Origin of the sequence: Micromonospora sp. MA102, assembly GCF_025460765.1 — a bacterium.
Taxonomy (GTDB): Bacteria; Actinomycetota; Actinomycetes; order Mycobacteriales; family Micromonosporaceae; genus Micromonospora; species Micromonospora halotolerans.
In genome coordinates, this window is record NZ_JAMWEG010000020.1 from 98,332 (window position 1) to 120,581 (window position 22,250).

Annotated in this window: 19 protein-coding genes; 13 read left to right on the forward strand and 6 right to left on the reverse strand. The window is 74.4% G+C overall.

All coding sequences use genetic code 11. The features are described 5' to 3' along the window. Nucleotides 1-14 precede the first annotated feature (14 nt). The 4 genes from NFX44_RS28675 to NFX44_RS28690 form a co-directional block, all read right to left on the reverse strand. Complete coding sequence (locus NFX44_RS28675; RefSeq protein ID WP_262286724.1) at nt 15-1,601, reverse strand: MDR family MFS transporter; 1,587 nt, start codon at nt 1,599-1,601, stop codon at nt 15-17. An 8-nt stretch (nt 1,602-1,609) separates the two neighbouring features. After that, a complete protein-coding gene (locus tag NFX44_RS28680; protein ID WP_262286725.1) occupies nt 1,610-2,257 on the reverse strand; it encodes a TetR family transcriptional regulator in 648 nt (215 codons plus the stop codon). 111 nt (nt 2,258-2,368) lie between these two features. Further along, nucleotides 2,369-2,599, reverse strand: coding sequence for a hypothetical protein (locus NFX44_RS28685; protein ID WP_262286726.1), 231 nt, complete (start codon nt 2,597-2,599; stop codon nt 2,369-2,371). Beyond that, complete coding sequence (locus NFX44_RS28690; RefSeq protein WP_262286727.1) at nt 2,596-3,252, reverse strand: hypothetical protein; 657 nt, start codon at nt 3,250-3,252, stop codon at nt 2,596-2,598. The genes NFX44_RS28685 and NFX44_RS28690 overlap by 4 nt, the downstream gene beginning before the upstream one ends. 66 nt (nt 3,253-3,318) lie before the next feature. Here NFX44_RS28690 and NFX44_RS28695 point away from each other — a divergent pair, with 66 nt between their 5' ends. Then, nucleotides 3,319-3,690, forward strand: coding sequence for a hypothetical protein (locus NFX44_RS28695; RefSeq protein ID WP_262286728.1), 372 nt, complete (start codon nt 3,319-3,321; stop codon nt 3,688-3,690). Nucleotides 3,691-3,742: 52 nt separating this feature from the next. On the opposite strand, the gene NFX44_RS28700 is transcribed toward NFX44_RS28695, so the two are convergent. Next, the gene (locus NFX44_RS28700) at nt 3,743-4,909 is read right to left on the reverse strand and encodes an alcohol dehydrogenase catalytic domain-containing protein (protein ID WP_262286729.1); all 1,167 of its coding nucleotides are present in this window, start codon (nt 4,907-4,909) and stop codon (nt 3,743-3,745) included. A gap of 375 nt (nt 4,910-5,284) precedes the next feature. Between NFX44_RS28700 and NFX44_RS28705 the strand changes: the two genes are divergently transcribed. The 5 genes from NFX44_RS28705 (at nt 5,285) to NFX44_RS28725 (ending at nt 12,216) form a co-directional block, all read left to right on the forward strand. Next, a complete protein-coding gene (locus NFX44_RS28705) occupies nt 5,285-6,757 on the forward strand; it encodes a glycosyltransferase family 39 protein (RefSeq protein WP_262286730.1) in 1,473 nt (490 codons plus the stop codon). 148 nt (nt 6,758-6,905) lie between these two features. After that, entirely contained in the window at nt 6,906-8,738 is a 1,833-nt protein-coding gene (locus NFX44_RS28710) for a glycosyltransferase family 2 protein (RefSeq protein ID WP_262286731.1), read from the forward strand. Further along, the gene (locus NFX44_RS28715; RefSeq protein WP_262286732.1) at nt 8,735-9,841 is read left to right on the forward strand and encodes a glycoside hydrolase family 26 protein; all 1,107 of its coding nucleotides are present in this window, start codon (nt 8,735-8,737) and stop codon (nt 9,839-9,841) included. Before NFX44_RS28710 ends, NFX44_RS28715 begins: the two co-directional genes overlap by 4 nt. 2 nt (nt 9,842-9,843) lie before the next feature. Beyond that, entirely contained in the window at nt 9,844-10,977 is a 1,134-nt protein-coding gene (locus tag NFX44_RS28720; protein WP_262286733.1) for a glycoside hydrolase family 26 protein, read from the forward strand. Between the two features lie 75 nt (nt 10,978-11,052). Continuing rightward, on the forward strand, nt 11,053-12,216 hold the full coding sequence (locus NFX44_RS28725; RefSeq protein ID WP_262286734.1) for a glycoside hydrolase family 26 protein: 1,164 nt from the start codon (nt 11,053-11,055) through the stop codon (nt 12,214-12,216). A gap of 12 nt (nt 12,217-12,228) precedes the next feature. On the opposite strand, the gene NFX44_RS28730 is transcribed toward NFX44_RS28725, so the two are convergent. Beyond that, nucleotides 12,229-12,834 carry a hypothetical protein gene (locus NFX44_RS28730; protein WP_262286735.1) on the reverse strand — a complete coding sequence of 202 codons (606 nt, stop codon included), beginning with the start codon at nt 12,832-12,834 and terminating at the stop codon, nt 12,229-12,231. 159 nt (nt 12,835-12,993) lie between these two features. On the opposite strand from NFX44_RS28730, the gene NFX44_RS28735 reads away from it, so the two are divergent. From NFX44_RS28735 to NFX44_RS28765, 7 genes are all read left to right on the forward strand, one after another. After that, nucleotides 12,994-13,932 carry an alpha/beta hydrolase gene (locus NFX44_RS28735; protein WP_262286736.1) on the forward strand — a complete coding sequence of 313 codons (939 nt, stop codon included), beginning with the start codon at nt 12,994-12,996 and terminating at the stop codon, nt 13,930-13,932. Between the two features lie 87 nt (nt 13,933-14,019). Continuing rightward, nucleotides 14,020-14,658, forward strand: coding sequence for a TetR/AcrR family transcriptional regulator (locus NFX44_RS28740; protein ID WP_262286743.1), 639 nt, complete (start codon nt 14,020-14,022; stop codon nt 14,656-14,658). A gap of 40 nt (nt 14,659-14,698) precedes the next feature. Then, complete coding sequence (locus tag NFX44_RS28745) at nt 14,699-17,389, forward strand: LuxR family transcriptional regulator (RefSeq protein ID WP_262286737.1); 2,691 nt, start codon at nt 14,699-14,701, stop codon at nt 17,387-17,389. Between the two features lie 84 nt (nt 17,390-17,473). Beyond that, the gene (locus tag NFX44_RS28750) at nt 17,474-18,130 is read left to right on the forward strand and encodes a bifunctional 2-polyprenyl-6-hydroxyphenol methylase/3-demethylubiquinol 3-O-methyltransferase UbiG (RefSeq protein ID WP_262286738.1); all 657 of its coding nucleotides are present in this window, start codon (nt 17,474-17,476) and stop codon (nt 18,128-18,130) included. A gap of 292 nt (nt 18,131-18,422) precedes the next feature. Further along, on the forward strand, nt 18,423-20,702 hold the full coding sequence (locus tag NFX44_RS28755) for an FAD-dependent monooxygenase (RefSeq protein ID WP_262286739.1): 2,280 nt from the start codon (nt 18,423-18,425) through the stop codon (nt 20,700-20,702). Next, nucleotides 20,699-21,019, forward strand: a complete 321-nt coding sequence (locus NFX44_RS28760) for a putative quinol monooxygenase (protein WP_262286740.1) — start codon at nt 20,699-20,701, stop codon at nt 21,017-21,019. Before NFX44_RS28755 ends, NFX44_RS28760 begins: the two co-directional genes overlap by 4 nt. After that, on the forward strand, nt 21,016-22,242 hold the full coding sequence (locus tag NFX44_RS28765; protein ID WP_262286741.1) for a cytochrome P450: 1,227 nt from the start codon (nt 21,016-21,018) through the stop codon (nt 22,240-22,242). Before NFX44_RS28760 ends, NFX44_RS28765 begins: the two co-directional genes overlap by 4 nt. Nucleotides 22,243-22,250 lie beyond the last annotated feature (8 nt).

Sequence of the window (22,250 nt, forward strand, 5' to 3'; positions counted from 1 at the left end):
GGTCGGACCGCCCGTCAGTGGGTGAGGGCCGCGGCCTGCGCCGCCTCCTCCTGTGCCCGCCGCTCGTCGCCGCTCAACGTGTGCAGCGGCTTCTCCCTGATGAAGAGCACCACGACCATCGCGAGCAGGGCCAGCGGCGCGCCGACCAGGAACAGCTCGGCGGTGGCCGTGCCGTAGACGTCCTGCACGATCCGCAGCAGCGGCTCGGGCAGCGTGGAGAGGTCCGGCACGGCGGCGGAGGAGCCGCCGCCGGCCGCGGCCGGGCCCAGGCGCTCGGTCATCAGGGTGGTCACCCGGTTGGCCAGGACGGCGCCGAGGGCGCTGACCCCGATGGCGCCACCCATGCTGCGGAAGAAGGTCAGCACGGAGGTTGCCGCGCCCAGTTCGTTGGCGGGCACGTCGTTCTGGGCGGCGAGCACCAGGTTCTGCATCAGCATGCCGACGCCGATGCCGAGCACCGCCATGTAGATCGAGACCACGACGACGCCGGTGCCCGCGCCGATGGTGCCGAGCAGCAGCATGCCGGCCGTCATGACGGCGGCGCCGGCGACCAGGAAGATCTTCCAGCGCCCGTACCGGGTGATGAGCTGTCCGGCGACCGTCGAGGACACCAGCAGGCCGAAGATCATCGGCAGGCTCATGAGGCCGGCCACGGTCGGCGACTTGCCCAGGGAGATCTGGAAGTACTGCGACAGGAAGACGGTGCCGCCGAACATCGCCACGCCGACCAGGACGCTGGCCACGGTGGCCAGCGAGACCGTCCGGTTGCGGAAGATGTCCAGCGGCACGATCGGCTCGGCGGCACGCGACTCGACGAACACGGCCACGGCCAGCACCGCGACGCCGCCGGCGACCATGAGGGCCGTCCAGCCCGAGGCCCAGGCGAACTTGTGCCCGGCCAGCGACGACCAGACCAGCAGCAGCGAGACGCCCGTCGTGATGAGGGCCGCGCCCAGCCAGTCGATCCGCACCTTGCGGCGGACGACCGGCAGGTGCAGCGTCCGCTGGAGCAGGAAGATCGACAGAAGGGTGAACGGAACGCCGATCAGGAAGCACCAGCGCCAGCCGAGCCAGGAGGTGTCGACCAGGACGCCGCCGATGAGCGGTCCGGCGATGGTGCCGACGCCGAAGACGGCGCCGAAGATGCCCGCGTACCGGCCGAGTTCGCGCGGCGGGATCATGGCGGCCATCACGATGGTGGCCAGCGCCGTCATGCCGCCGGCGCCGACGCCCTGCACGATCCGGCTGAGCAGCAGCACCTCGACGTTCGGGGTGAGACCGGCGATCAGCGAGCCGATCACGAAGAGGCCCAGGGACGACTGGATGAGCAGCTTCTTGCTGTAGAGATCGGCCAGCTTGCCCCAGATCGGCACGGTCGCCGTCATGGCCAGCAGTTCGGTGGTGACGATCCAGGTGTAGACGGTCTGGCTGCCGTGCAGGTCGGCGATGATGCGCGGCAGCGCGTTCGCCACGACCGTGGACGCCAGGATCGACACGAACATGCCCACCATGAGGCCGGAAAGGGCCTGGAGTACGTCACGGCGGGACATGCGGGCCGGGCCGACCTCGGCGGCGTCGGCGGGCGCGGTGGGTGCGGACATGCGGTTCCTCAGCTCGGAGTGCGGTACGGGTGGGGCTCCGGCGTGCCGGGATCCGGCAGGCCGGCGGCGAGGGTGTCGAACGCCTCGTCGACCAGGTCGGCGAGGGACCGGGCGCCGGCGGTGGCGGCCCAGCGGAGCGCGGCGGTGCGGAACGCGGCGCCGGTGACGGAGGTGAGCAGGGCCGGGAACCCGTGGTCGGCGGGTACGCCCACCCGGGCGGCGACGACCTCGGTCATCGACAGCTCCGCCTCGGCGCCCGCCGCGACCAGGCGGGGGAGCAGGGCGGGGTTCCGCATGACCACGTCCATCCGGAGCAACCACAGCTCGCGGTCCTCCTGCAACTCCTCGATCACCTCGCCGAGCGCCGTTCGGATCGCGGCGAGGGCGGGCACCTCCGGCGGCACCTCGGCGATCCGCGCCACGAACCGGGCGTTGAGCGCCGCCTGGTCGCCGACGAGCGCGTCGTCCTTGCTCGGGAAGTAGTTGAAGAAGGTCCGGGAGGAGACGTCCGCCGCCGCGCTGATCTCCTCGACGGTCACCTGGTCGAGACCGTGCTCGGCGACCAGGCGCAGCGCCGCGGTGGCCAGCGCGGTGCGGGTCCGCCGCTTCTTGCGGTCGCGGAGGCCGCCGTCGGCGGGAGGGCTGTCCGGGGTCACCGCGCGACCCTACCGGCGATCTTGCACGCTCTGCAAACTTTCTGAGACTGAAGTGAGCCGAACGACAGGCCGGCCGTGGCGACTGCCACGGCCGGCCCGGTCGAGCGGGTGTCAGTGGCAGGCACCGCTGCCGCTGTCGCGGTACGTCTGCCCGGCGACCGGCACGAACTGCCAGTCGTAACCGCCGGAGTGCAGGGTGAACTTCAGCAGGCCGTACGCCGAGGCGTTGCGCGCCTCACTGTTGGGCTGGATGGTGCCGAAGCTGTAGTGGCTGGCCTCGCCCATTCCGGCGACGAAGCTGCGCAGACCCCGGGCGGAGTCGGCGCCACCGTTCGGGTTCATCGGCCCGAACCGCTCGTAGACGTGGTTGTGGCCCCCGTGCTGGCCGTCGGGTCCGCCCGCAGCCACTGCTCCTGCGCCGACCCGGCGGACATCGCGATGTTCGAGTTCAACGACACGATGTGCCAGTTGCCCAGGTCGTAGGAGTAGTAGCCACGACCGCTCGGGCCGGCCTGCGCGCCGAAGTAGCTGTAGTACGGCGCGGCGCCCGAGGTGTTGTAGTCGTGGTTGCCCGGCGACGGGCGGGTACGCGCCCTGTGCCGGCCCCAGGTGGGCTCGTACCAGCTGGTGAACTCCGCGGCCGTGCCGTTGTCGTAGACGTTGTCGCCGGTGGTGAAGACCGTGCCGGAGATGCCGTCCAGCAGGGCGGCGGTCGCGCTGTCGCCGGAGCCGGAGTTGGCGGTGTCGCCCACGCCGACCAGGACCGGGTCGCCGGAGGCCGGCGGCGTCGTGGTCCCGGTCGTGATCACCAGTTGCGGCGCGTCGGCGCCGCTCTCCCGCGAGTCGTAGTACGCGCCGTCGCTGCTGGTCGAGGTCGCGCCGAAGCTGTACGTGCCGTTGCCGGTGACGCGGGAGGTCACGTCGACCTCGTACCAGCCGTCGCTGCCCACCGCGCCGATCGAGCCGAGCGTGGCATCCGCGACGGCCGGCCCCACCGCAGCGCGGACGTCAACTACTGGGGCGTCACCTTCGCCGCCGACGACCGGACCTTCTACGCGACCATGTCCACCGGTGGGAAGCGGTACCTCGTCCGGGGTGACCTGGCCGCCCGTACCGTCACGACGCTCGCCGAGAACGTCGAGTGCCCGTCGCTGTCCCCGGACGGCCGGCGGATCGCGTTCAAGCGGGCGATCGACGCCGACCCGGCCCGGGGCTGGCGGCTGTCGGTGCTGGATCTGGCCACCCTGCGGGTGCGCGCCACCACCGAGCCGGCCAGTGTGGACGACCAGGCGGCGTGGCTGGACGACGCGACGCTGGCCTACACGCTGCGCGGGGACGACGGCCGCCCCGACGTGTGGGCGGTGCCCGCCGACGGGACCGGGCGGCCCCGGCTGCTGGTGCCCGGCGCCGAGTCCCCGTCACCGCTCACCTGACCGCGCCGCCGGGTTCCGGCCCCCGGAATCGACTCCGGCGCCGGCCGGTAGATCACGGTTCGGGCGCGAAGACGGCGCGGACGCAGCCGTCGAGCCGGTTGCGGAACGTGTCGTAGCCGAGCGGCGCCCGGTCGAGCGGCATCGTGTGGGTGGCGAGGTGTTCGGTGACCAGCTCGCCACGTGCCATCCGGTCCAGCAGCATGGGGATGTACCGGTGGCCGTGCTGCCGCGCGCCGCGCAGGTTCAGGCCCTTGGCCAGCACGGTGTCGAGCGGGAACCGGTCGACGGCGCCGGGATACGTCCCGAGCAGGAAGACGCTGCCGCCCTTGCGGCAGTGGTGGACGGCCTCGCGGGCCGCGACGGCCCGGTCCGGCGCCGGCCGGAACCGCTGTCCGAGCCGGCCGCGCCACCCGCCACCGGGCGCCGCCGCGCCGGCCGCGTCGATGCACACGTCCGGGCCCCGCCCGCCGCTGAGCTCCCGCAGCTCCCCGCCGACGTCCTGGGTCCCGTGGTCGAGGGTTTCGACGCCGACGTGCCGCTCGGCCATCCGGAGCCGGTCGGCCAGGCGGTCGATCACGACGACCCGCTCCGCGCCCAGCAGCGCGGCGGCCCGCGCCGCCAGCTGACCGGCCGCGCCGGCGCCCCACACCGCGACCACGTCCCCGGGCCGGACGCCGGCCAGGTGGGCGGCCATCCAGCCGCTGGGGGCGGCGTCGGAGGCGAACAGCGCCCGCTCGTCGGTGACCCCGTCCGGCACGGTGAAGGCGCCCCGGTCGGCGTACGGGACCCGGACGTACTCGGCGTGGCTGCCGGCGAACCCGCCGAGGGCGGGCGAGGAGCCGTAGCAGCCGCCGGGGGACGGGCCCCCCGCCTGCCCGCCGAGGGCCGGACCGGTGCCGCCGTTGTCGCACAGGGAGAACTGCCGCCGCCGGCACGGCCCGCACCGGCCGCAGGAGACGACGGAGCAGACCACCACCCGGTCGCCCACCCGGTGCCGGCGCACCCGCGGCCCGACCTCGACCACCTCGCCGAGGAACTCGTGCCCCAGCACGTCGCCGCGGCGCAGCAGCGGGAGGTGACCGCCGAGCAGGTGCAGGTCGGCGCCGCAGGTGGCGCTCCTGCGGACCCGGACGATCGCGTCCTGCTCGTTGCGCAGCTCCGGGTCGGGGACCTGGGTCACGGCCAGCTGGTTGACGCCCCGCCAGACCAGTGCCTTCACGTCGCCCCCCGGGCGTCCCGGGCGCGTGGCCGGCGGGAGCGGCCGGGTCGTCGCCGTGGTCCATCCGGACCGATGCTCGCATGAAAACCTCGGTCGGGCGGCGGTTCGAAGCAGCTCCCGCCTCCCTGTACCGGGGCACGGCGGACGCCACGCCGGGGGCCTCCCCCGTCCGGGGTATCGGGTGGTCCGGTTCGTCGTATATGAGCGTTATGTCGGACTGGGTCATTAAGCTCCTCGGTGTCATCCAGTCCTCGACCCGGGACTCCCGGTGCCGGCCGCGCCACGCGGCGGCACCGTCGCGAGCACGCCGATCCGGCGTCGCCCGGGCACGGCTGGAACCAGGTCGCCGGCACCCACAGGGATGCGTGAGTCACGATGATGGACGCGGACACCATGGTCCTGCCCCGGCTCGGGTCGGGGGAGATCCGAATCGAGGACCCGTGGGGCGAGGACCGTGCGGTCGGTTCCCGGGCCGGCGGGCACCGTCCACCGGCCGACACCTCCCGGTGGCGGTTCGCCGCCTGGCTGCTGCCCGCGCTGCTGGCCGGCGCGCTCGGCGTCCTGGGGGCCGGCGCTTCCGGCCTGCGCCTGGCCGAGCTGGCGACCTGGCGGGCCGCCACCTCTCCCTGGCCGGACGGGCTGCCCGGCGGCGACGTCACGCTCGTGCCGTACCACCTGCTGATGCGCGCCTGGGCGGCGGCCTTCGGCACCACCGACCTCGCGCTGCGCGTACCGTCCGTGCTCGCCGCGGCGGCGGCCGCCGCGCTCGTCGGTGCACTGGCCGCGCGGATGTTCGCGCCGCGCACCGGGGTCCTGGCCGGGGTGATCTTCGCGCTGCTGCCCAGCGTCACCCGGTACGCCCAGGAGGCCCAGCCGTACGCGCTGGCCCTGGTCGCCGCGGTGCTCGCCACCTGGTTCCTGCTGCCCGCCCTGGACCGCCCGAGCCTGCGCCGCCTCGCCCCGTACGCCGCCGCGGTGGCCCTGCTGGGCCTGTGCCACGCGATGGCGCTCCTGCTGCTCGTGGGCCACGGCTGGATCGTGCTCGCGTTCCGGCGCGGGACGGCCGGCCGGTGGCTGGCCGCCGCCGTCCTCGGCGCGCTCCCCGCCGCCGCGCTGCTCTGGACCGGGGTACGGTCCGGCGGGCAGGTCGCGCCGGCGGCCCGGCCCGACCTGGCGGCCCTCGCCGCGACACCCCGGGAGCTGTTCGGCGTCGCCGCGCTGGGTGCCGTGATGCTCGGCCTGGCGCTGTTCAGTCTCCCGCTGCGGCGCGCCGCGGCGGTCTGCACCGCGTGGGCGGTGCTGCCGCCGCTCGGCCTGCTGCTCCTCGCGCGGGAGACGCCGGTCTGGTCACCGGCGAACCTGCTCTTCACGCTGCCGGCCTGGGCCATCCTGGCCGCGGCCGCCCTGTCCCGGGTGCGCGCCCGCTGGTGGGTGGTGGCGCTGGCGGCGCTGGCCCTGATCGCCGCGCCGGCCCAGGCGGCCGTCCGCGCGCCCGGCGGGCACGGGCAGGCCACCCGCGACGTCGCCGAGATCGTCGGCGCCCGGCGGCTGCCCGGTGACGGCGTGGTCTACGGGGACGCGGACGCGCGAACCCTGGTGGCCCGCTACCTTCCCGCCGAGCGGCGGCCGACGGACCTGTTCACCGCGGCGCCGCCGCACGAGTGTGCCGGTTGCCTGTGGGGCGTCCGGCGACTGTGGGTGATCCGCCCCGGCGACCGCACGGATCCCGTGCCGCCCGTCGGCGGCGCCACCGAGCGGTTGCTGCGCAGCGGATACCAGGTGGCGCAGGTCTGGCACTCGGCCGGGTTCACGCTGGCCCTCCTGGTGGACGACCGCGCCGCCCTCTGACCGATCAACACTTTCAATCCCACTGCCCGCTCAGGAACGGCCTCTGTCGGGTTCGTGGCGAGATCACCATGGGGGAAACGTGGCAATCGCCGCTGATACACGCCCGTCCCGGGCCAGAACGCCGGGCACCTCCGGCAACCGTCCACCCGTGATCGCCCCGGCCGGACCGCCGGCCCGGAAGGGACCGGACCGCCGGCTGCTGAACATCCGGGCCCGCCTGGCGTACGCCCGGTGCGGCGCCACCGCCGGGCCGCTGGTCGCGCCCCGACACGCGGGGGCGGCGGTGGAGTTCCGGCACGTCGCCTCGCCCGCGGCGCGGCTGGTGCTGACCCTGCTCGTGCTGGTCAACAGCGCGGCCGGCCTGCTGTTCGTCGGCTGGCTGCTGCTGCCCCAGCACGTGCCCGGCGCCGGCATGGTGGGGTCCGGCGGCTGGCAGACCATCGCGGCCCGGCTGGGCTTCTGCGTGGTCGTCGGCGTCGAGTTGATCCGCCTGGCGCAGAACGTGGTGGTGTGGGTGTTCGCGTTCCACGCCCGGGACCCGGTGCCGGTCGACCCTCCGGTCGGTCTCCGGGTGGCCCTGCTCACCACGATCGTGCCCAGCAAGGAGCCGCTCGACGTGGCGGAGCGGACGCTGCGGCGCCTGCGGGAAATCGTCTACTGCGGACAGGTCGACGTGTGGATCCTCGACGAGGGGGACGACCCGGCGGTCAAGGAGATGGCCGTGCGGCTCGGCGTCCACCACTTCAGCCGCAAGGGCCGGCCGGAGTACAACCAGCCCGGCGGCGAGTTCCGGGCCCGGACCAAGTCCGGCAACCACAACTCCTGGCGGGCCGAACACGAGGGCCGCTACGACGTGGTGGCCAACGTCGACCCCGACCACGTGCCGCTGCCCAACTTCCTCGAACGCACCCTCGGCTACTTCCGTGACCCGGACGTCGCCTTCGTGGTGACCCCGCAGGTGTACGGCAACATGCACCAGAACTTCGTCGCGCACGGCGCCTCCGTCCAGCAGTACCTCTACAACGGCCTCATCGCCCGCGGCGGCAACGGGCTGGACGCGCCGCTGCTCACCGGCACGGGCCACTTCTACCGGCCGGCGGCCTGGCGGACCATCGGCGGTTACCAGGACTCCATCATCGAGGATCACCTCACCAGCATCCGCATCCACGCCGCGACCAATCCGGAGACGGGCAACAAGTGGAAGGGCGTCTACACGCCCGACGTGGTGGCCATCGGCGAGGGCCCGACCTCGTGGGCGGACTACTTCAACCAGCAGAAGCGCTGGGCGGCCGGCATCTGCGAGATCCTCGTCCGGCGCGAACTGCGCGCACCGCGCGAGCTGCCGTCACGGCGCCGCTGGCAGTACCGCCTGCTCCAGTTCTACTACCCGAGCGTCGCGGTCAGCCTGCTGCTCGGCAACCTCGCCACCGCGCTGTACCTGCTCACCGGGGTCGGTTCGGCGCAGCTCGACGTCACCGTGTGGTCGGTGCTCTGGGGCTCGACGTTCGGCACCTGGTTCCTGCTGTGGCTCTGGCTGCGCCGGTTCAACATCGCCCCGCACGAGCAGGAGGAGATCGGCATGGCCGGCATGGCGCTGGCGCTGTTCGCCGGGCCGGTCTACGTGGCCGCCGGGTTCACCGCGCTGCTGCGCCGCAAACTCGGGTTCGTGGTGACGGCCAAGGGGCGGCTGCGCACCATCGAGTCGTTCCGCACGTTCCGGCTGCACCTCTGCTGGGCGGCCGTCTCGGCCGGTCTGCTCGGTGCGAGCTTCGTGCTGGGCAACAGCTCGCCCCTGCTGCGGGTGTGGCCCGTCCTGACCCTGCTGACCGGTCTCGGCCCGCCACTGATCGCGCTCGCGTCGAACCTGCGGGCCGCCGGCGAGCAGGACGACGAGGTGGTCGTGCCCGCTCCCGGCCGCGCGGAGGCCGAGGAGGTCCATCCGCCGCGGTCCCGGGTCGCGGCCGAGGGGGCCCTGCGATGATCAGATTCACCTTCCCCCGGATCGTCCTGGTGCTGACCGGCGCGCTGCTGCTGACGTACGCCTTCGCCATCGCGCCCACCACCGGCTCGGACGGCCGGGGCCGGGCGGTGACGGCCGAGGCCAAGGCGCCCCGACCCCGGGAACCCTTTCCGCCGGCGGGCCGGACGTTCATCGGCGTCATGACCGACAAGGGCCCCCACGACTTCGCGCCGGTGGACCGGTTCACGGCGGCCGCCGGGCGACGGCCGCAGGTCATGCTCTTCAGTGAGGGCTGGGCGTCCGCCACCTTCGACCGGACGCTGTTCGACCGGATCCGCGACCGCGGCATGATGCCGATGCTGGGCTGGGAACCGTGGGACTACCGGCTGGACGAACGGGCCCGGCAGCAGAAGCTGACCGCCCAGGAGATCGACCGGGTCCGGTCCGACCAGCCCAGCTACCGGTTGTCCTGGATCGCCGGGGGAGAGTTCGACAGCTACGTGCGGTCCTGGGCGGAGGGGATCAAGGCGCTCGGCTACCCGGTCGCCCTCCGTTTCGCCCACGAGATGAACGGCTACTGGTACCCGTGGTGCGAGCTGGTCAACGGCAACCGGCCCGGTGACTACGTGAAGGCCTGGCGCCACGTGCACGACGTGTTCCGGGCCGTCGGGGCCACGAACGTCACCTGGGTGTGGAGCGCGAACGTCCGGTACACCGACCTGACCCCCGCGATCTCCACCTACTACCCGGGCGACGACTACGTGGACTGGGTGGGCGTCACGGGCTACTACGGCAAGTACGACTACGCGCCGTACCTCTCCTTCGACGGGGTCTTCGGAAAGACCATCACCGAGCTCCGCGCCGTCAGCAGCAAGCCGATGGTCATTACCGAGACCGGCGCGTCCGACCACATCGGGCGCAAGGCCGAATGGATCACGGAGGCCTTCCGGACCCTGCCCCGGTACCCGTTCATCATCGGCCTGATCTGGTTCGAGGTGAACAAGGAACTCGACTGGCGCATCGTCAGTTCCCCGGCCGTCTCCACGGCCTTCGCCGGCGCGGTCGCTGCCCCTCGCTACCAGGTCACCTGGTCGCCCGACATGCGTCCGCGCACGAAGGACTAGCGGTGCGGAGGCTGACCGCGGCGCGCGTCGTGCTGGCACTGGCCGGTGCGCTGCTGCTGACCTACGCGGTCGGCGTGGCGCCGACCGCCCTGTCCGGGGGCCGGGAGGACGGCCGGTCGGACCGGCCCGCGAAGGCCGAGCCGGAGTCCCCGCCCCGGCCGGCGGCGGACCCGTTCCCGCCGGCCGGCAAGGCGTTCGTCGGCGTCATGACCGACAAGGGACCCCACGACTTCGCGGCGGTGGACTCGTTCACGGCGGCCGCGGAACACCGGCCGCAGGTGCTGCTCTTCAGCGCGTCGTGGAACGTCGACCCGTTCGACCGGGCGCTCTTCGACCGGATCAGCAGCCGGGGCATGCTGCCGATGCTGGGCTGGGAGCCGTGGGACCACCGGGTGGACCGGGCGGCCCGCGAGAAGAAGCTGCCGACCCGGGAGATCGACGAGATCCGGTCCCACCAACCCGCCTACCGGTTGTCCCGCATCACGGCCGGGGACTTCGACCCCTACCTGCGGTCCTGGGCCGAAGGGATCAGGTCCCTCGGCTACCCGGTGGCCATCCGGTTGGCACACGAGATGAACGGTGACTGGTATCCGTGGGCCGAGGCGACCAACGACAACCGCCCGGGCGAGTACGTCCAGGCGTGGCGGCACGTGCACGAGCTCTTCCGCGCGGCGGGGGTGACCAACGTGACCTGGGTGTGGAGCCCGAACGCCAGCTGGGACGACTCGCTCCCGAAGCTCGCCGGGTTGTATCCGGGCGACGACTACGTCGACTGGGTGGGTGTCACGGGCTACTACGGCATCGGGGCCTACACGGATTACCGGTCCTTCGATTCGATTTTCGGCCCGACCCTGACCGAGATCCGCGCGTTCAGCAGGAAGCCGTTCGTCATCACCGAGACCGGCGCCTCGGACGCCACGGGGCGCAAGGCCGAGTGGATCGCGGACGCGTTCCGGTCCCTGCCGCGTCACCGGGACATCCTCGGTCTCATCTGGTTCGAGGTGGACAAGGAGTTGGACTGGCGCATCGTCAGCTCGCCGGCCGTGGCGCAGGCCTTCGCCACGGCGGTCGCCGACCCGCGCTACCGGTTCGGCTGGACGCCCGGGATGGTCCCGCGCACCAAGCTGGAGGACTAGTTATCCGGACATAAAGCAATAAGCGACATAAACTGGCTCGACGTTCGAGCGGGTGGCGGTGGAGAGGGTGGTGACGTGGCACGGCTGACCAGGCCCCGGCTCCTCGTGCTGGTGATCGCCGCGCTGCTGCTGGCCTACGCCCTTGCCCTGGCGCCGACCACCGTGAGCGGGGGTGGGGAGGGCGCCGCGCCACGCCCGCCGGCGCCCGCCGGATCGGGCGCGGTGGTGCCGGCCGGTGCCGCCAGCCCACCACTCCAACTGGCCCCGGAACTCTTCCCGCCGGCCGGCAAGGCCTTCATCGGCGTGATGACCGACAAGGGCCCGTACGACTTCGCGGCGGTGGACCGCTTCGCCGCGGCCGCGCGGCGCCAGCCGCAGGTGATGCTCTTCGGCGTGGGCTGGGCGTCCGGCACCTTCGACCGAGGGCTGTTCGACCGGATCAAGGTCCGCGGCATGCTGCCCATGCTCGGCTGGGAACCCTGGGACTACCGCGTGGACCAGGCGGCCCGCAAGCAGCGGAAGCTGACCGCCCGCCAGATCGACCGGGTGCGCGCAACCCAGCCGCGCTACCGCCTGTCGCGGATCGCGGGCGGCGAGTTCGACGGCTACCTCCGCTCCTGGGCCGAGGGCGTCAAGTCGCTCGGCTACCCGGTCGCCATCCGGTTCGCCCACGAGATGAACGGCGACTGGTACCCGTGGGGCGAGAAGGCCAACGGCAACCGGCCCGGCGAGTACGTCGAGGCCTGGCGCCACGTGCACGACATCTTCGAGCGGGCCGGCGCCACCAACGTGATCTGGGTGTGGAGCCCGAACGCCCGGTGGAACAAGACGACCGGGAACCTCGCCCAGCTCTACCCCGGCGACGACTACGTCGACTGGGTGGGCGCCACCGGTTACTACGGCACCGGGGCCTGGTCGCGGTACTCGTCCTTCGACGCCATCTTCGGCCCCACCATCGCCGAGATCCGCACCTTCAGCCGGCGGCCGCTGGTCGTCACCGAGACCGGCGCCTCCGACGCCGGGGGGCGAAAGGCCGACTGGATCCGGGAGACCTTCCGGGCGCTGCCGAAGCACCGGGACGTGATCGGCCTCATCTGGTTCGAGGTGGACAAGGAGATGGACTGGCGGATCGTCAGCTCCCGCGCCGCGTCGGCGGCCTTCGCCCAGTCGGTCGCCGCGCCCCGCTACGACGTCCGCTGGTCGCCGGAACTGGTCCCACGTACCGACCTCGACGGGTAGGCCGCCGGCCGGTCATCCGTTGCTTCCCGGCTCCGGTCCCGTGCCGGGAAGCAACCGCGCCGCGGCCCGCCGCAGTGGCCGGCCGTCCCTGGCGAGCTTCTTCATCCGCCGCCACGGCGTACGCCCCGGAGAGCCGGCCGACCCGCCCGGCGCGTCGGCCGGCCGCCGGGGCGGCGGTTCGGGCGGCGGCGGCACGGGCGGGCCCACCCCGGCGGCCGTGGCGTCGGCGGTCCGGACCACGGCCTCGATGATCTGCGGGTTGCGGTCGATGGTGCTCAACGCGCGGTCGAGGATGCCGTTCAGCTCGTCGAGCCGGACCTCCAGCGTCGCCTCGGTGGTCACGCCCCGGATGTCGATCCGGACTGTGCCCAGCCGGGCCTGCGCGCCGACGTCGAGCTGGAGCAGGCCGCCCAGCCGGGCGCGAAGGGACACGTGGGCGTCCAGGTCGTCGACCTCGGCGCAGATGTCGTCCACAAGCAGGTGGGGGATCTGCAGGACCACGTCCGGGTCGGACATGGTCGGGCCGCTGTGGTGCAGGCCGTCGCCCTCCCCGGCCGGGCGCCGCGGATCGGCGGCTCCCGTCCCGGGCTCACCCTGCTCCTGCCTCCCGTTGCCCACCTGACCTCCGTCGCCCTCGCCGGCCGGCCTGCCATTCCCGGAAACGGGGGCGGCACACCTGGCCGCGGCCGGCGATCACCCGGGGCGGCCGTGGCTCGGCGCGCGACGACCGGTGATTTCGCCGATGCGGTGGCCGGGGGAGCGCTCCAATACTGACGCATGTCGATGGATCTCCCTACCCGACTAGGAGCGACCGACGTGCGATCAGCCACCACCCCCCGTCCCCGTACCCGCCTCCACGCCCTGGGCCGGCTCGCCGCGGCGGCCGTCCTGGCCCTCGGCGGCGCCCTGGCCGTCCCCGCCGGCGCGCAGGCCGCCGACAACCCCTACGAGCGCGGCCCCGCGCCGACCAGCGCCATCCTGGAGGCCAGCCGCGGTCCCTTCGCCACCTCGTCCTACAACGTCTCCTCGCTGAGCGTCACCGGCTTCGGCGGCGGGGTCGTCTACTACCCGACCAGCACCAGCGAGGGCACCTTCGGCGCCATCGCCATCTCGCCCGGCTTCACGGCCACCTGGTCGAGCCTCAGCTGGCTCGGACCGCGGATCGCCTCGCACGGCTTCGTGGTCATCGGCATCGAGACCAACACCCTCTACGACCAGCCGGACAGCCGTGGTCGCCAGCTCCTGGCCGCGCTGGACTACCTGGTCCAGCGCAGCACGGTCCGGAGCCGGATCGACGCCAGCCGGCTCGCCGTGGCCGGGCACTCGATGGGCGGGGGCGGCACCCTGGAAGCCGCCGCCGCCCGGCCGTCCCTGCAGGCCGCCGTCCCGCTGGCCCCGTGGAACCTGGACAAGACCTGGTCCGGGGTGACGGTGCCGACGCTCATCGTCGGTGGGGAGAGCGACACCGTGGCGCCGGTCGCCACCCACTCGGAGCCCTTCTACAACAGCATCCCGGCGTCGTCCGAGAAGGCGTACCTGGAGTTGAACGGGGCGAGTCACTTCTTCCCGCAGACGGTGAACACGCCGATGGCCAAGCAGACGGTGGCCTGGCTGAAGCGCTTCGTGGACAACGACACCCGCTACGAGCAGTTCCTCTGCCCGGGCCCGAGCGGACTGGCCATCGAGGAGTACCGGAACACCTGCCCCAGCTCCTGAGCCTCGCCAACCGGGGCGGCCGCCACGGCGGCCGCCCCGCCGTGCGGGGCGGCCCTAGACTCGGCCAGCGTGGAGGAGGCGGGCGGGATGGGCGGCACCGGTTCCCCGGGCCGGGTCGACGGACGGGCCGCGCGGGCCACCCGCACCCGGGCCGCCATCGTCGAGGCCCACCTCGCCCTCATCGCCGAAGGTGACCTGCGCCCGACGGGCGACCGGATCGCCGAGCGGGCCGGTGTCTCGCCGCGCACGCTGTGGACCAACTTCAAGGACATGGAGACGCTGTTCGAAGCCAGCGGCGAGGAGCTGCTGCGCCGCCAGGACGCCGCCTGGCGGCCGATCTCCCCGGCGCTGCCGCTGGCGAAGCGGGTCGAGGCCTACTGCCGGCAGCGGGCCCGGTTGCTGCATCTCATCGCGCCGTCCGCCCGGGCGGCGCAGTTGCGCGAGCCGCTCTCCCCGCAGCTGCACCGCAACCGCCGCAAGCACATCGACCGGGTCCGCGACGAGGTCGAGCAGCTGTTCGCCGCCGAGCTGGACCGGGCCGGTCCGGGGCGGGAGCAGCTCGTGCACGCCCTGGTGGCGGCCAGCATGTGGTCGACCTGGTCGATGCTGCGCGACGGGCTGGGGCTCGGTGTGGGCCCGGCCCGGGCGGTGATGGCCCGCACCGTGGCGGCGCTGCTGGCGGATCCCGAGGGACAAAGTCTTTTCCGACTGGTTACCGATAGGTGAAACTGGATGCATGGTTACTGCATTCAGAGTGCAAATAACCTTGCGGGGTCGCGACGACGAGTGCCAGGCCGTGCGTGGCCTGCTCGACCGGGCGGCCGGCGGCACGCTGCTGTTCCACGGCGAGCCCGGCTCGGGCCGCAGCGCCCTGCTGGCGTACGCCCGGCGGAACGCCGGTGAGCGGGCGGTCCTCGCCGGCGCCGGGCTCGCCGACGAGGCGACCCTGCCGTACGCGGGCCTGCAACGACTCCTCGACCCGGTGCTCGACCGGGCCGGGGCGCTGCCCGAACGGCAACGGCGGGTGCTGCGGCGCGTGCTGACCGGCGGCGGCTGCCCGGACGCCCAGCGGCTGACGCTGGCCACCGCCGTGCTCGGCCTGCTCGCCGTCGTCGCCCGCGACCGCCCGCTGCTGTGCACGATGGACGACGTCGACGCCGGCGACCCGCAGACCGCCGCGACCCTCGCCGTCGTGGCCCGCCGGTTGAGCCGGCTGCCGGTCGCCCTCGTGCTCACCGCGGCCGGCGCGGCGGCGGCCGGTGACCTGCCCGCCCGCCGGCTGCCCCCGCTGGACGAGCAGCAGTGCCGTGCCCTGCTCGCCGACCGGCGGTCCGCCCCACCGCCGGCCCCGGTGGCCGCCGGACTGGCCGCGGTCAGCGGCGGCAACCCGCAGGCGCTCGTCGACCTCGCCGGCGCGCTTACCCCCGGCCAGTGGAACGGGGACGAGCCGCTGCCCGCCGCCCCACCCGCCGACGGCGCGCTGGGCGCCGCCTACCGCGCCCGCCTCGACCGGCTGCCGCCGGACACCCGGCGGGTGCTGCTGCTCGCCGCGCTCGACCGCGACGGGGATCCCGCCGCCCTGGACCGTGCCGGGCGCACCGCCGGCGTGGACGTCGAGGCGCTCGCACCGGCCGAGGCCGCCGGCCTGCTGCGCTCCGGCCCGGCGGGCGTGACCTTCGCCCACCCGCTGACCCGGACCATGATCGAGGTCGTCGCGCCGCCGGCCGACCGGCGGGCGGCCCACCTGCTGCTCGCCCGGGCGCTGGGCGCCCGACCGCTGCGCCGGGCCCTGCACCGCGCCGCCGCCGCCGACGGTCCCGATCCGGCGCTGGCCGCGGCGCTGGAAGCGGCCGCCGCCGGCGCGGACGACCGGACCGAGGCCGCCGCCGCGCTGCGGCGCGCCGCCGAACTGAGCGACGACCCCGCTCGCGCCGCCGCCCGGACCGTCGCGGCGGCTCGCTGCGCCTGGACCGCCGGCCACCCCGACCAGGCCCGGCACCTGCTCGCCGGGCCGCCCGCCGGCCCGGCCGCGACCGGTGCGGCCGACCTGCTGCGCGGCGAGATCCAACTCCGCTGCGACGCGCCGTCCACCGCGGTCGTCACCCTCCTCGCCGCCGCCGAGGCGGTCGCGCCGGCCGACCGCGGGGCCGCCCTGCTCGGCCTGGTCCGGGCCGGCGAGGCCATCTGCCTCACCGGCGACCACTACCGGTACGCCGAGGTGGCGCGCCGGGCGTGGGCCCTGCGCCGGCCCGGGGACCCGCCGGACATCGAGCTGCTGACCACGTTCGCGGCGGGCGTCGGGGCGACCCTGCGCGGCGACCACGAGCAGGGCGGGCCGGCGCTGCGCCGGGTCGTCGTCCTGGGCGGCCGGCTGACCGGGCCGGCGCTCACCCCGGCCGCGCTGGTCTGCGCCGCCGTGGCCGGGCTGCTGGTGGCCGTGGACGGCGCGGCGCACCGGCTGGCCGACCGCGCCGTCGAGCTGTCCCGGGCCCGCGGCGAACGGTCCGTGCTGCCCCGGGCGCTGGAGCTGCGCGCCGTCGCCGAGTACTGGCTGGGCCGGCACGCCACGGCGGCGGAGACCGCCCACGAGGGGCTGCGGGTGGCCCGCGCGACCGGCCAGCGGACCTGCGCCCAGGTCCACCTCGGCATCCTCGCCGTGCTGGCCGCGGTGCGGGCCGACCGGGCCACCAGCCTCGCCCGGATCGCCGAGATCGGCGACGGCGCCACCCCGGGCAGCCGCCCCTACGCGTACGCGCAGTGGGCGCTCGGCGTGCTCGACCTGGTCGACGGCCGGCACGCCGACGCGGCCACCCGGCTGGCCTCGCTCGCCCGCACCGGCACCGGCCGCGGCCAGGTCCTCGTGCAGGTGATGGCCACGCCGTACCTGGTGGAGGCCGCCGCCCACGACGGCCGGCGGCCCACCGCGGCGCTCGCCGTCTTCGACCGCTGGGCCAGCAGCACGGCGAGTCCGTCCCGCCGGGCCCTCTCCGCCCGCTGCCACGCCCTGCTCGCGCCCCGCGGCAGCGCCGAGGCCGAGCGGGAGTTCGGCACGGCGCTGCGGCTGCACCCCACCGACACCGACCGGTTCGAGCGGGCCCGCACCGAGCTGCTGTTCGGCCGGGAACTGCGCCGGGCCCGCCGGCCGCGGGACGCCCGGGCGTACCTGCACCGGGCGCGGGAGACGTTCACCCTGCTCGGCGCGACCGTCTGGGCCGAGCGGGCCGGGGCGGAGCTGCGCGCGGCGGGGGAGTCGGTCGGATCCCCGCAGCAGCCGCCGGCGCAGCTGCTGACCGGCCAGCAGCTGCACATCGCCCAGCTGGTCGCCGAGGGGGCCACCAACCGGGAGATCGCCACCCGGATGTCGCTCTCCACCCGGACGATCGACCACCACCTGCGCAACATCTTCCACCGGCTCGGCGTCCGCTCCCGCACCGAACTGGCCCGCCTCTTCGCCTAGTCGAGGGCGGCGCGCACCAGCCGGAGCGCGGTAGGGTGCGGGTCGAGACCGGGTTCCGGCCACGCTGGTCGTCCAGGGGGTCAGGTGAGCGCACGAGACGTCGAGGCGCACCGCGACGAGCCCGTCCACGGTGGGCACGACTACGACGAGGTCTACCGCGACACCGCCGACTCGGGCGGGCCGCCCTGGGAGATCGGCGGTCCCCAACCGGCGCTCGCCGAGGTGCTCGACCACGGGGTCCGGGGCCCGACGGTGCTCGACATCGGCTGCGGCAGCGGCGATCTCGCGATCGCCCTCGCCCGGCGCGGCCACCGGGTGACGGCGGTCGACATCTCCCGCGTGGCCATCGACCAGGCCCGCGCCAAGGCCGCCGCCGAGGGCCTGTCGGTGCACTTCGAGGTCCAGGACGCCACGAAGCTGTCGCTGCCCTCGGCGCCGTTCGACTCGGTGTTCGACTCCGGCCTGCTGCACAGCATCCACCGCAACGGCGGCGCGGTGGACCGCTACCTCGCGTCGCTGCCGGGCCTCGCCGCGCCGGGCGCTGCCGTCTTCGTGCTGGCCGTGTCGCCGGAGGCGGGCCACGGCTGGGGCCTGACCGAGCCGGAGCTGCGGGCGGCCTTCGCCGGGCCGGAGTGGGTCGACACCGAGGTCACGAGCATCGACGTGGTCGCGGAGACCGGCGGCTCGACGCTCCACCTGGCCGGTCACCTGCTCCGCACGGTCCGCGCACTCGACGCCTGACCCCGCGCCGGCCAGCGGCTTCCAACCCTGCGCCACCCAGCGGCTTCCACCCCCCGCGCCACCCAGCGGGCGAGCACGGGCTCCACCGGCGACGGCCCGGACCCGTCCCTCCCCGCATCCTCGTAGCGGGGTCCCGTCCCCACGGCGTCAACGGGCGGGGACGCCGCCGGGGCCGCCCGTGACGGCGGGTTGACGCGACCTCCGGCAGGGTCGCAGCGCGACGACGTGGTGGCTCGGGCAGCACCGGCCGCGACAGCTCCACCGTCTCCCGCAGGCCGTCGAAGGGGACTTCATGATCAGGACGATGCTCCGGCTGCGCGCGCGTCAGGGCTGCGAGCCCACCGTGCGGTCCGCGTGGGGGACGGTCGCGGAGCAGGTCGGCGGGCTGGCCGGCAACCTCCGGCACGAGCTGCTGCTCGACGCCCTGGACCCGCGTGGGTTCGTCCTCGTCACCGAGTGGGCCGACGAGGAGGCGCTGCGGGCGTACCGGGACGGGCCGGTGGCCGCGCGGCTGGCCGAGCTCGTCCGGCCGCTGACCGAGCCGGGCGGCCCGGTCGACTACCCCGTGCTGCGGGAGCACGGCACGGGCGACTCGACGGTCTACGTGGACGTCGAGCTGACCGTGCCGGCGCCCCGGCTCGCCGAGTTCCACCGCGGCTACCCGGAGGTCCGGGCGCGGATGGCCGGGATACCCGGGTACCGGCGCGAGCAGTTGCTGCGCGAACCCGGGTCGGACGTGCACCACATCTTCGCCGAGTGGAACAGCGCGGGGGAGTTCCTCCGCTGGATCGCCGACCCGGCCCACGCCTCCGCGCAGGCCGGGCCGATCGCGCCGTTCCTTCTCGACATCCGGCGCCGCCTGTTCCACGTCGTGCCCGACGGGGACGGCCGGCGCCACCCCACCACCGGCAGGGAGGCCGACGTGCACAGGACAACGGACGTACTCGTCGTCGGGGCGGGGCCCGCCGGGCTGACCGCCGCCGTCGAGCTGGCCCGGCGGGGTGTCGACTGCCGGGTGATCGACAAGCTGGCCACCCCGGCCGGGCAGGCGGACAAGGCGATCGGCGTCCACTGCCGCACCATGGAGATCTGGGAGGAGCAGGGCGTCGTCCGGGAGGCCATGGACGCCGGGATCTGGCTCACCGGCAACATGGTCTTCGTCAACGGGGCGGAGACCCACCGGATGAGCTGGGAGCTGCCCGGCCTGCCGTACGCTCACCTCGGACTGCCCCAGTACGAGACCGAGCGCATCCTCACCGCCCGCCTGGCCACCCTCGGGGTGCGCCCCCGGCGCGGCGCCGAGCTGGTCGACTTCGCGCAGGACGACGACGGCGTGACGGCCACCGTCACCACGGCCGACGGCGGCACCGAGACGGTGCGCGCGAAGTACCTGGTCGGCTGCGACGGCGCGCACAGCAGGGTCCGGGAGCTGCTCGGGCTGACCTTCACCGGCGGGCTGGGCCGGTTCCCGCAGCTGTTCATGCTCGGCGACGTCGACGTGGACTGGGACATGCCCGAGGGGCACCTGCTGCGGTTCCTGCACGAGACCGACGGCCGCATGGACGGCATGCTGGTCTGCGTCCCGCTGCGCGGCGAGCGCCGGTACCGGATCGCCACGCTGGCCCCGCCCCGGTTCTTCGCGCAGACCGGCGGGCAGGACGCCCCGCCCGGGTTCAGCGCGGAGCTGGGCGCACCGACCCTGGCCGACGTCCAGGCCGCCCTCGACCACCTCGCCCCGCCCGGCACCCGCGCCTCGAACCTGCGCTGGTCGTCGGTGTTCCGGATCAGCCACGGCATCGTGGACCGCTACCGCGACGGCCGGGTGTTCGTGGTCGGCGACGCGGCCCACCTGCACCCGCCGGCCGGCGGCCAGGGCATGAACACCGGGATCCAGGACGCCTGGAACCTGGCCTGGAAGCTGGCCCTGGCGGTACGCGGGATCGCCGCGCCCGGCCTGCTGGACAGCTACGAGACCGAGCGGCGGCCGGAGGGCGAGGAGATCGTCGGCCGTGCCGTGCGGATGGCCTTCACCGACGAGCTGGACCGCGAGGACCTGAAGCGGCAGTTCCTCCAGGAGATGTCCATGCTGCTCAGCTACGCGGGCAGCCCGCTGGTCGGTGAGTGCGTGTCCGATCCGGACGCGCTGGGCGAGGCCCCCCGTCCGGGCGACCGCGCCCCCGACGTGGACGGGCTGCTGCGGCGCGGCGTCGGCCACCCGCTGCGGTTGCGCGACCTGACCCGCGGCACCCGCCACACGCTGCTGCTCTACGCCGATGCGTCGGCCGACGAGGCGGCGCTGGGCGCCATCGCCGAGCTCTGCGCCGACGTGCGGCGGCAGGCGGCCGGGGAGGTCGACGCGTACCTGCTGCTCAGTCCGGACGCCGCCGAGCCGCGGCTGCTCGACCCGCCGACGGTGTGCGACGCCGACGGCCGGTTCCGCGCCGCGTACGGACTGACCGGCACCGGGCTGTACCTGGTCCGCCCGGACGGGCACGTCGGCTTCCGCAGCCAGCCGGTCGACGCCGACGCGCTCCGCAAGCACCTGCACCTGGTGTTCGGGGGTGCCCGGTGACCCGGGTGCGGACCGTGCTCGCCATGCGCACCCGGGAGGGCTGCGAGGAGCGTTTCGAGTCGGAGTGGCGCAGCGCGGCCGAGGAGATCCGCACACTGGACGGTTGCCTGCACCAGGACCTGGTCCGCGACGCCGACGACCCGCGCAGCTACCTGATCATCAGCGACTGGGCGGACCGCGAGCGGCTGGACGCCTTCGGCCGCAGCGCGCACCGGGACCGGCTGCTGCGCATCATCCGCGAGCTGCGTGAGTCCGCGCAGCGGCACACCTACCAGGTGCTGCACAGCGTGGGCAGCGCACCCGAGGAGGACCGATGACCGAGGACGCCGTTCCGGCGAGCGAGCTCTACACCGACGGGTTCGCCGCCGACCCCTACCCGACCTTCGCCCGGCTGCGCAACGACCGGCCGGTGTGCCCGGTCAGCTCCCCGCGCTTCGACTCCTGGCTGATCACCCGCTTCGACGACGCCCGGGCGGCGCTCACCGACCCGCGGCTGTCCAAGGACCTCTACGGTCCCGGCCAGCACTACCTGCGGATCTTCGGGCCGAACTCCGAGGGCTTGAACCGCAACATGCTCAACTCCGACCCGCCCGAGCACACCCGGCTGCGCCGGGTCGTCTCCCAGGCGTTCGCGCCGCGGCGGATCGAGGCGCTCCGGCCGCGGGTGGCGCAGGTCGTCGACCACCTGATCGACAAGATGCTCCCGCAGGGCCAGGCCGAGCTGATGCACGACTTCGCCATCCCGCTGCCCATGACGGTCATCTGCGAGCTGCTCGGGGTGCCGCCGGAGGACCACGACCGGGTGCTCGACTGGACCCAGGTGATCCGCACCTCCGGCTCGACCCGGCGGCCGCCGCAGGAGGAGCGGGCGGCCGTGCAGGAGGCCCAGCTGCGCCTGCACCACTACTTCGCCGACCTGGTGCGGGCCAAGCGCGACGACCCGGCCGACGACATCATCGGCGCGCTGATCGACGCGGTCGACCGCGACGGGACGCTCTCCGAGGCGGAGCTGGTCACCACGACGTTCCTGCTGGTGTTCGCCGGGCACCAGACCACCGCGGACTTCCTCGGCAACGCGATGCTCGCCCTGCTCACCCATCCCGAGCAGCTCGAGATGCTGCGCAACACGCCCCAGCTGCTGCCGGCGGCGATCGAGGAGCTGCTCCGGTTCGACGGTCCGCTGCCGGTGGCCAGCCCGCGGGTCGCCACCGAGGACGTCGAGTACGAGGGGGTGTGCATCCCGCGCGGCGCGATCGTCGGCGTGGCGATCAACGCGGCGAACCACGACCCCGCGCACTTCACCGACCCGGACCGGCTGGACCTGCGCCGGGTCCGCGGCCCGCACCTGGGCTTCGGGCACGGCGTGCACTACTGCCTCGGCGTCTCGCTGGCCCGGATGGAGGCGCAGATCGCGCTCGCCGCGCTGCTGCGCCGGCTGCCCGGGCTGCGGCTCGGCGTGCCCCTCGACGAGGTGCGCCGGCTGCCCGCCGCGTCGCCGTTCCGCGGCCTGCTGGAGCTGCCGATCACCTTCGCCGCCTGAGCCTTGGG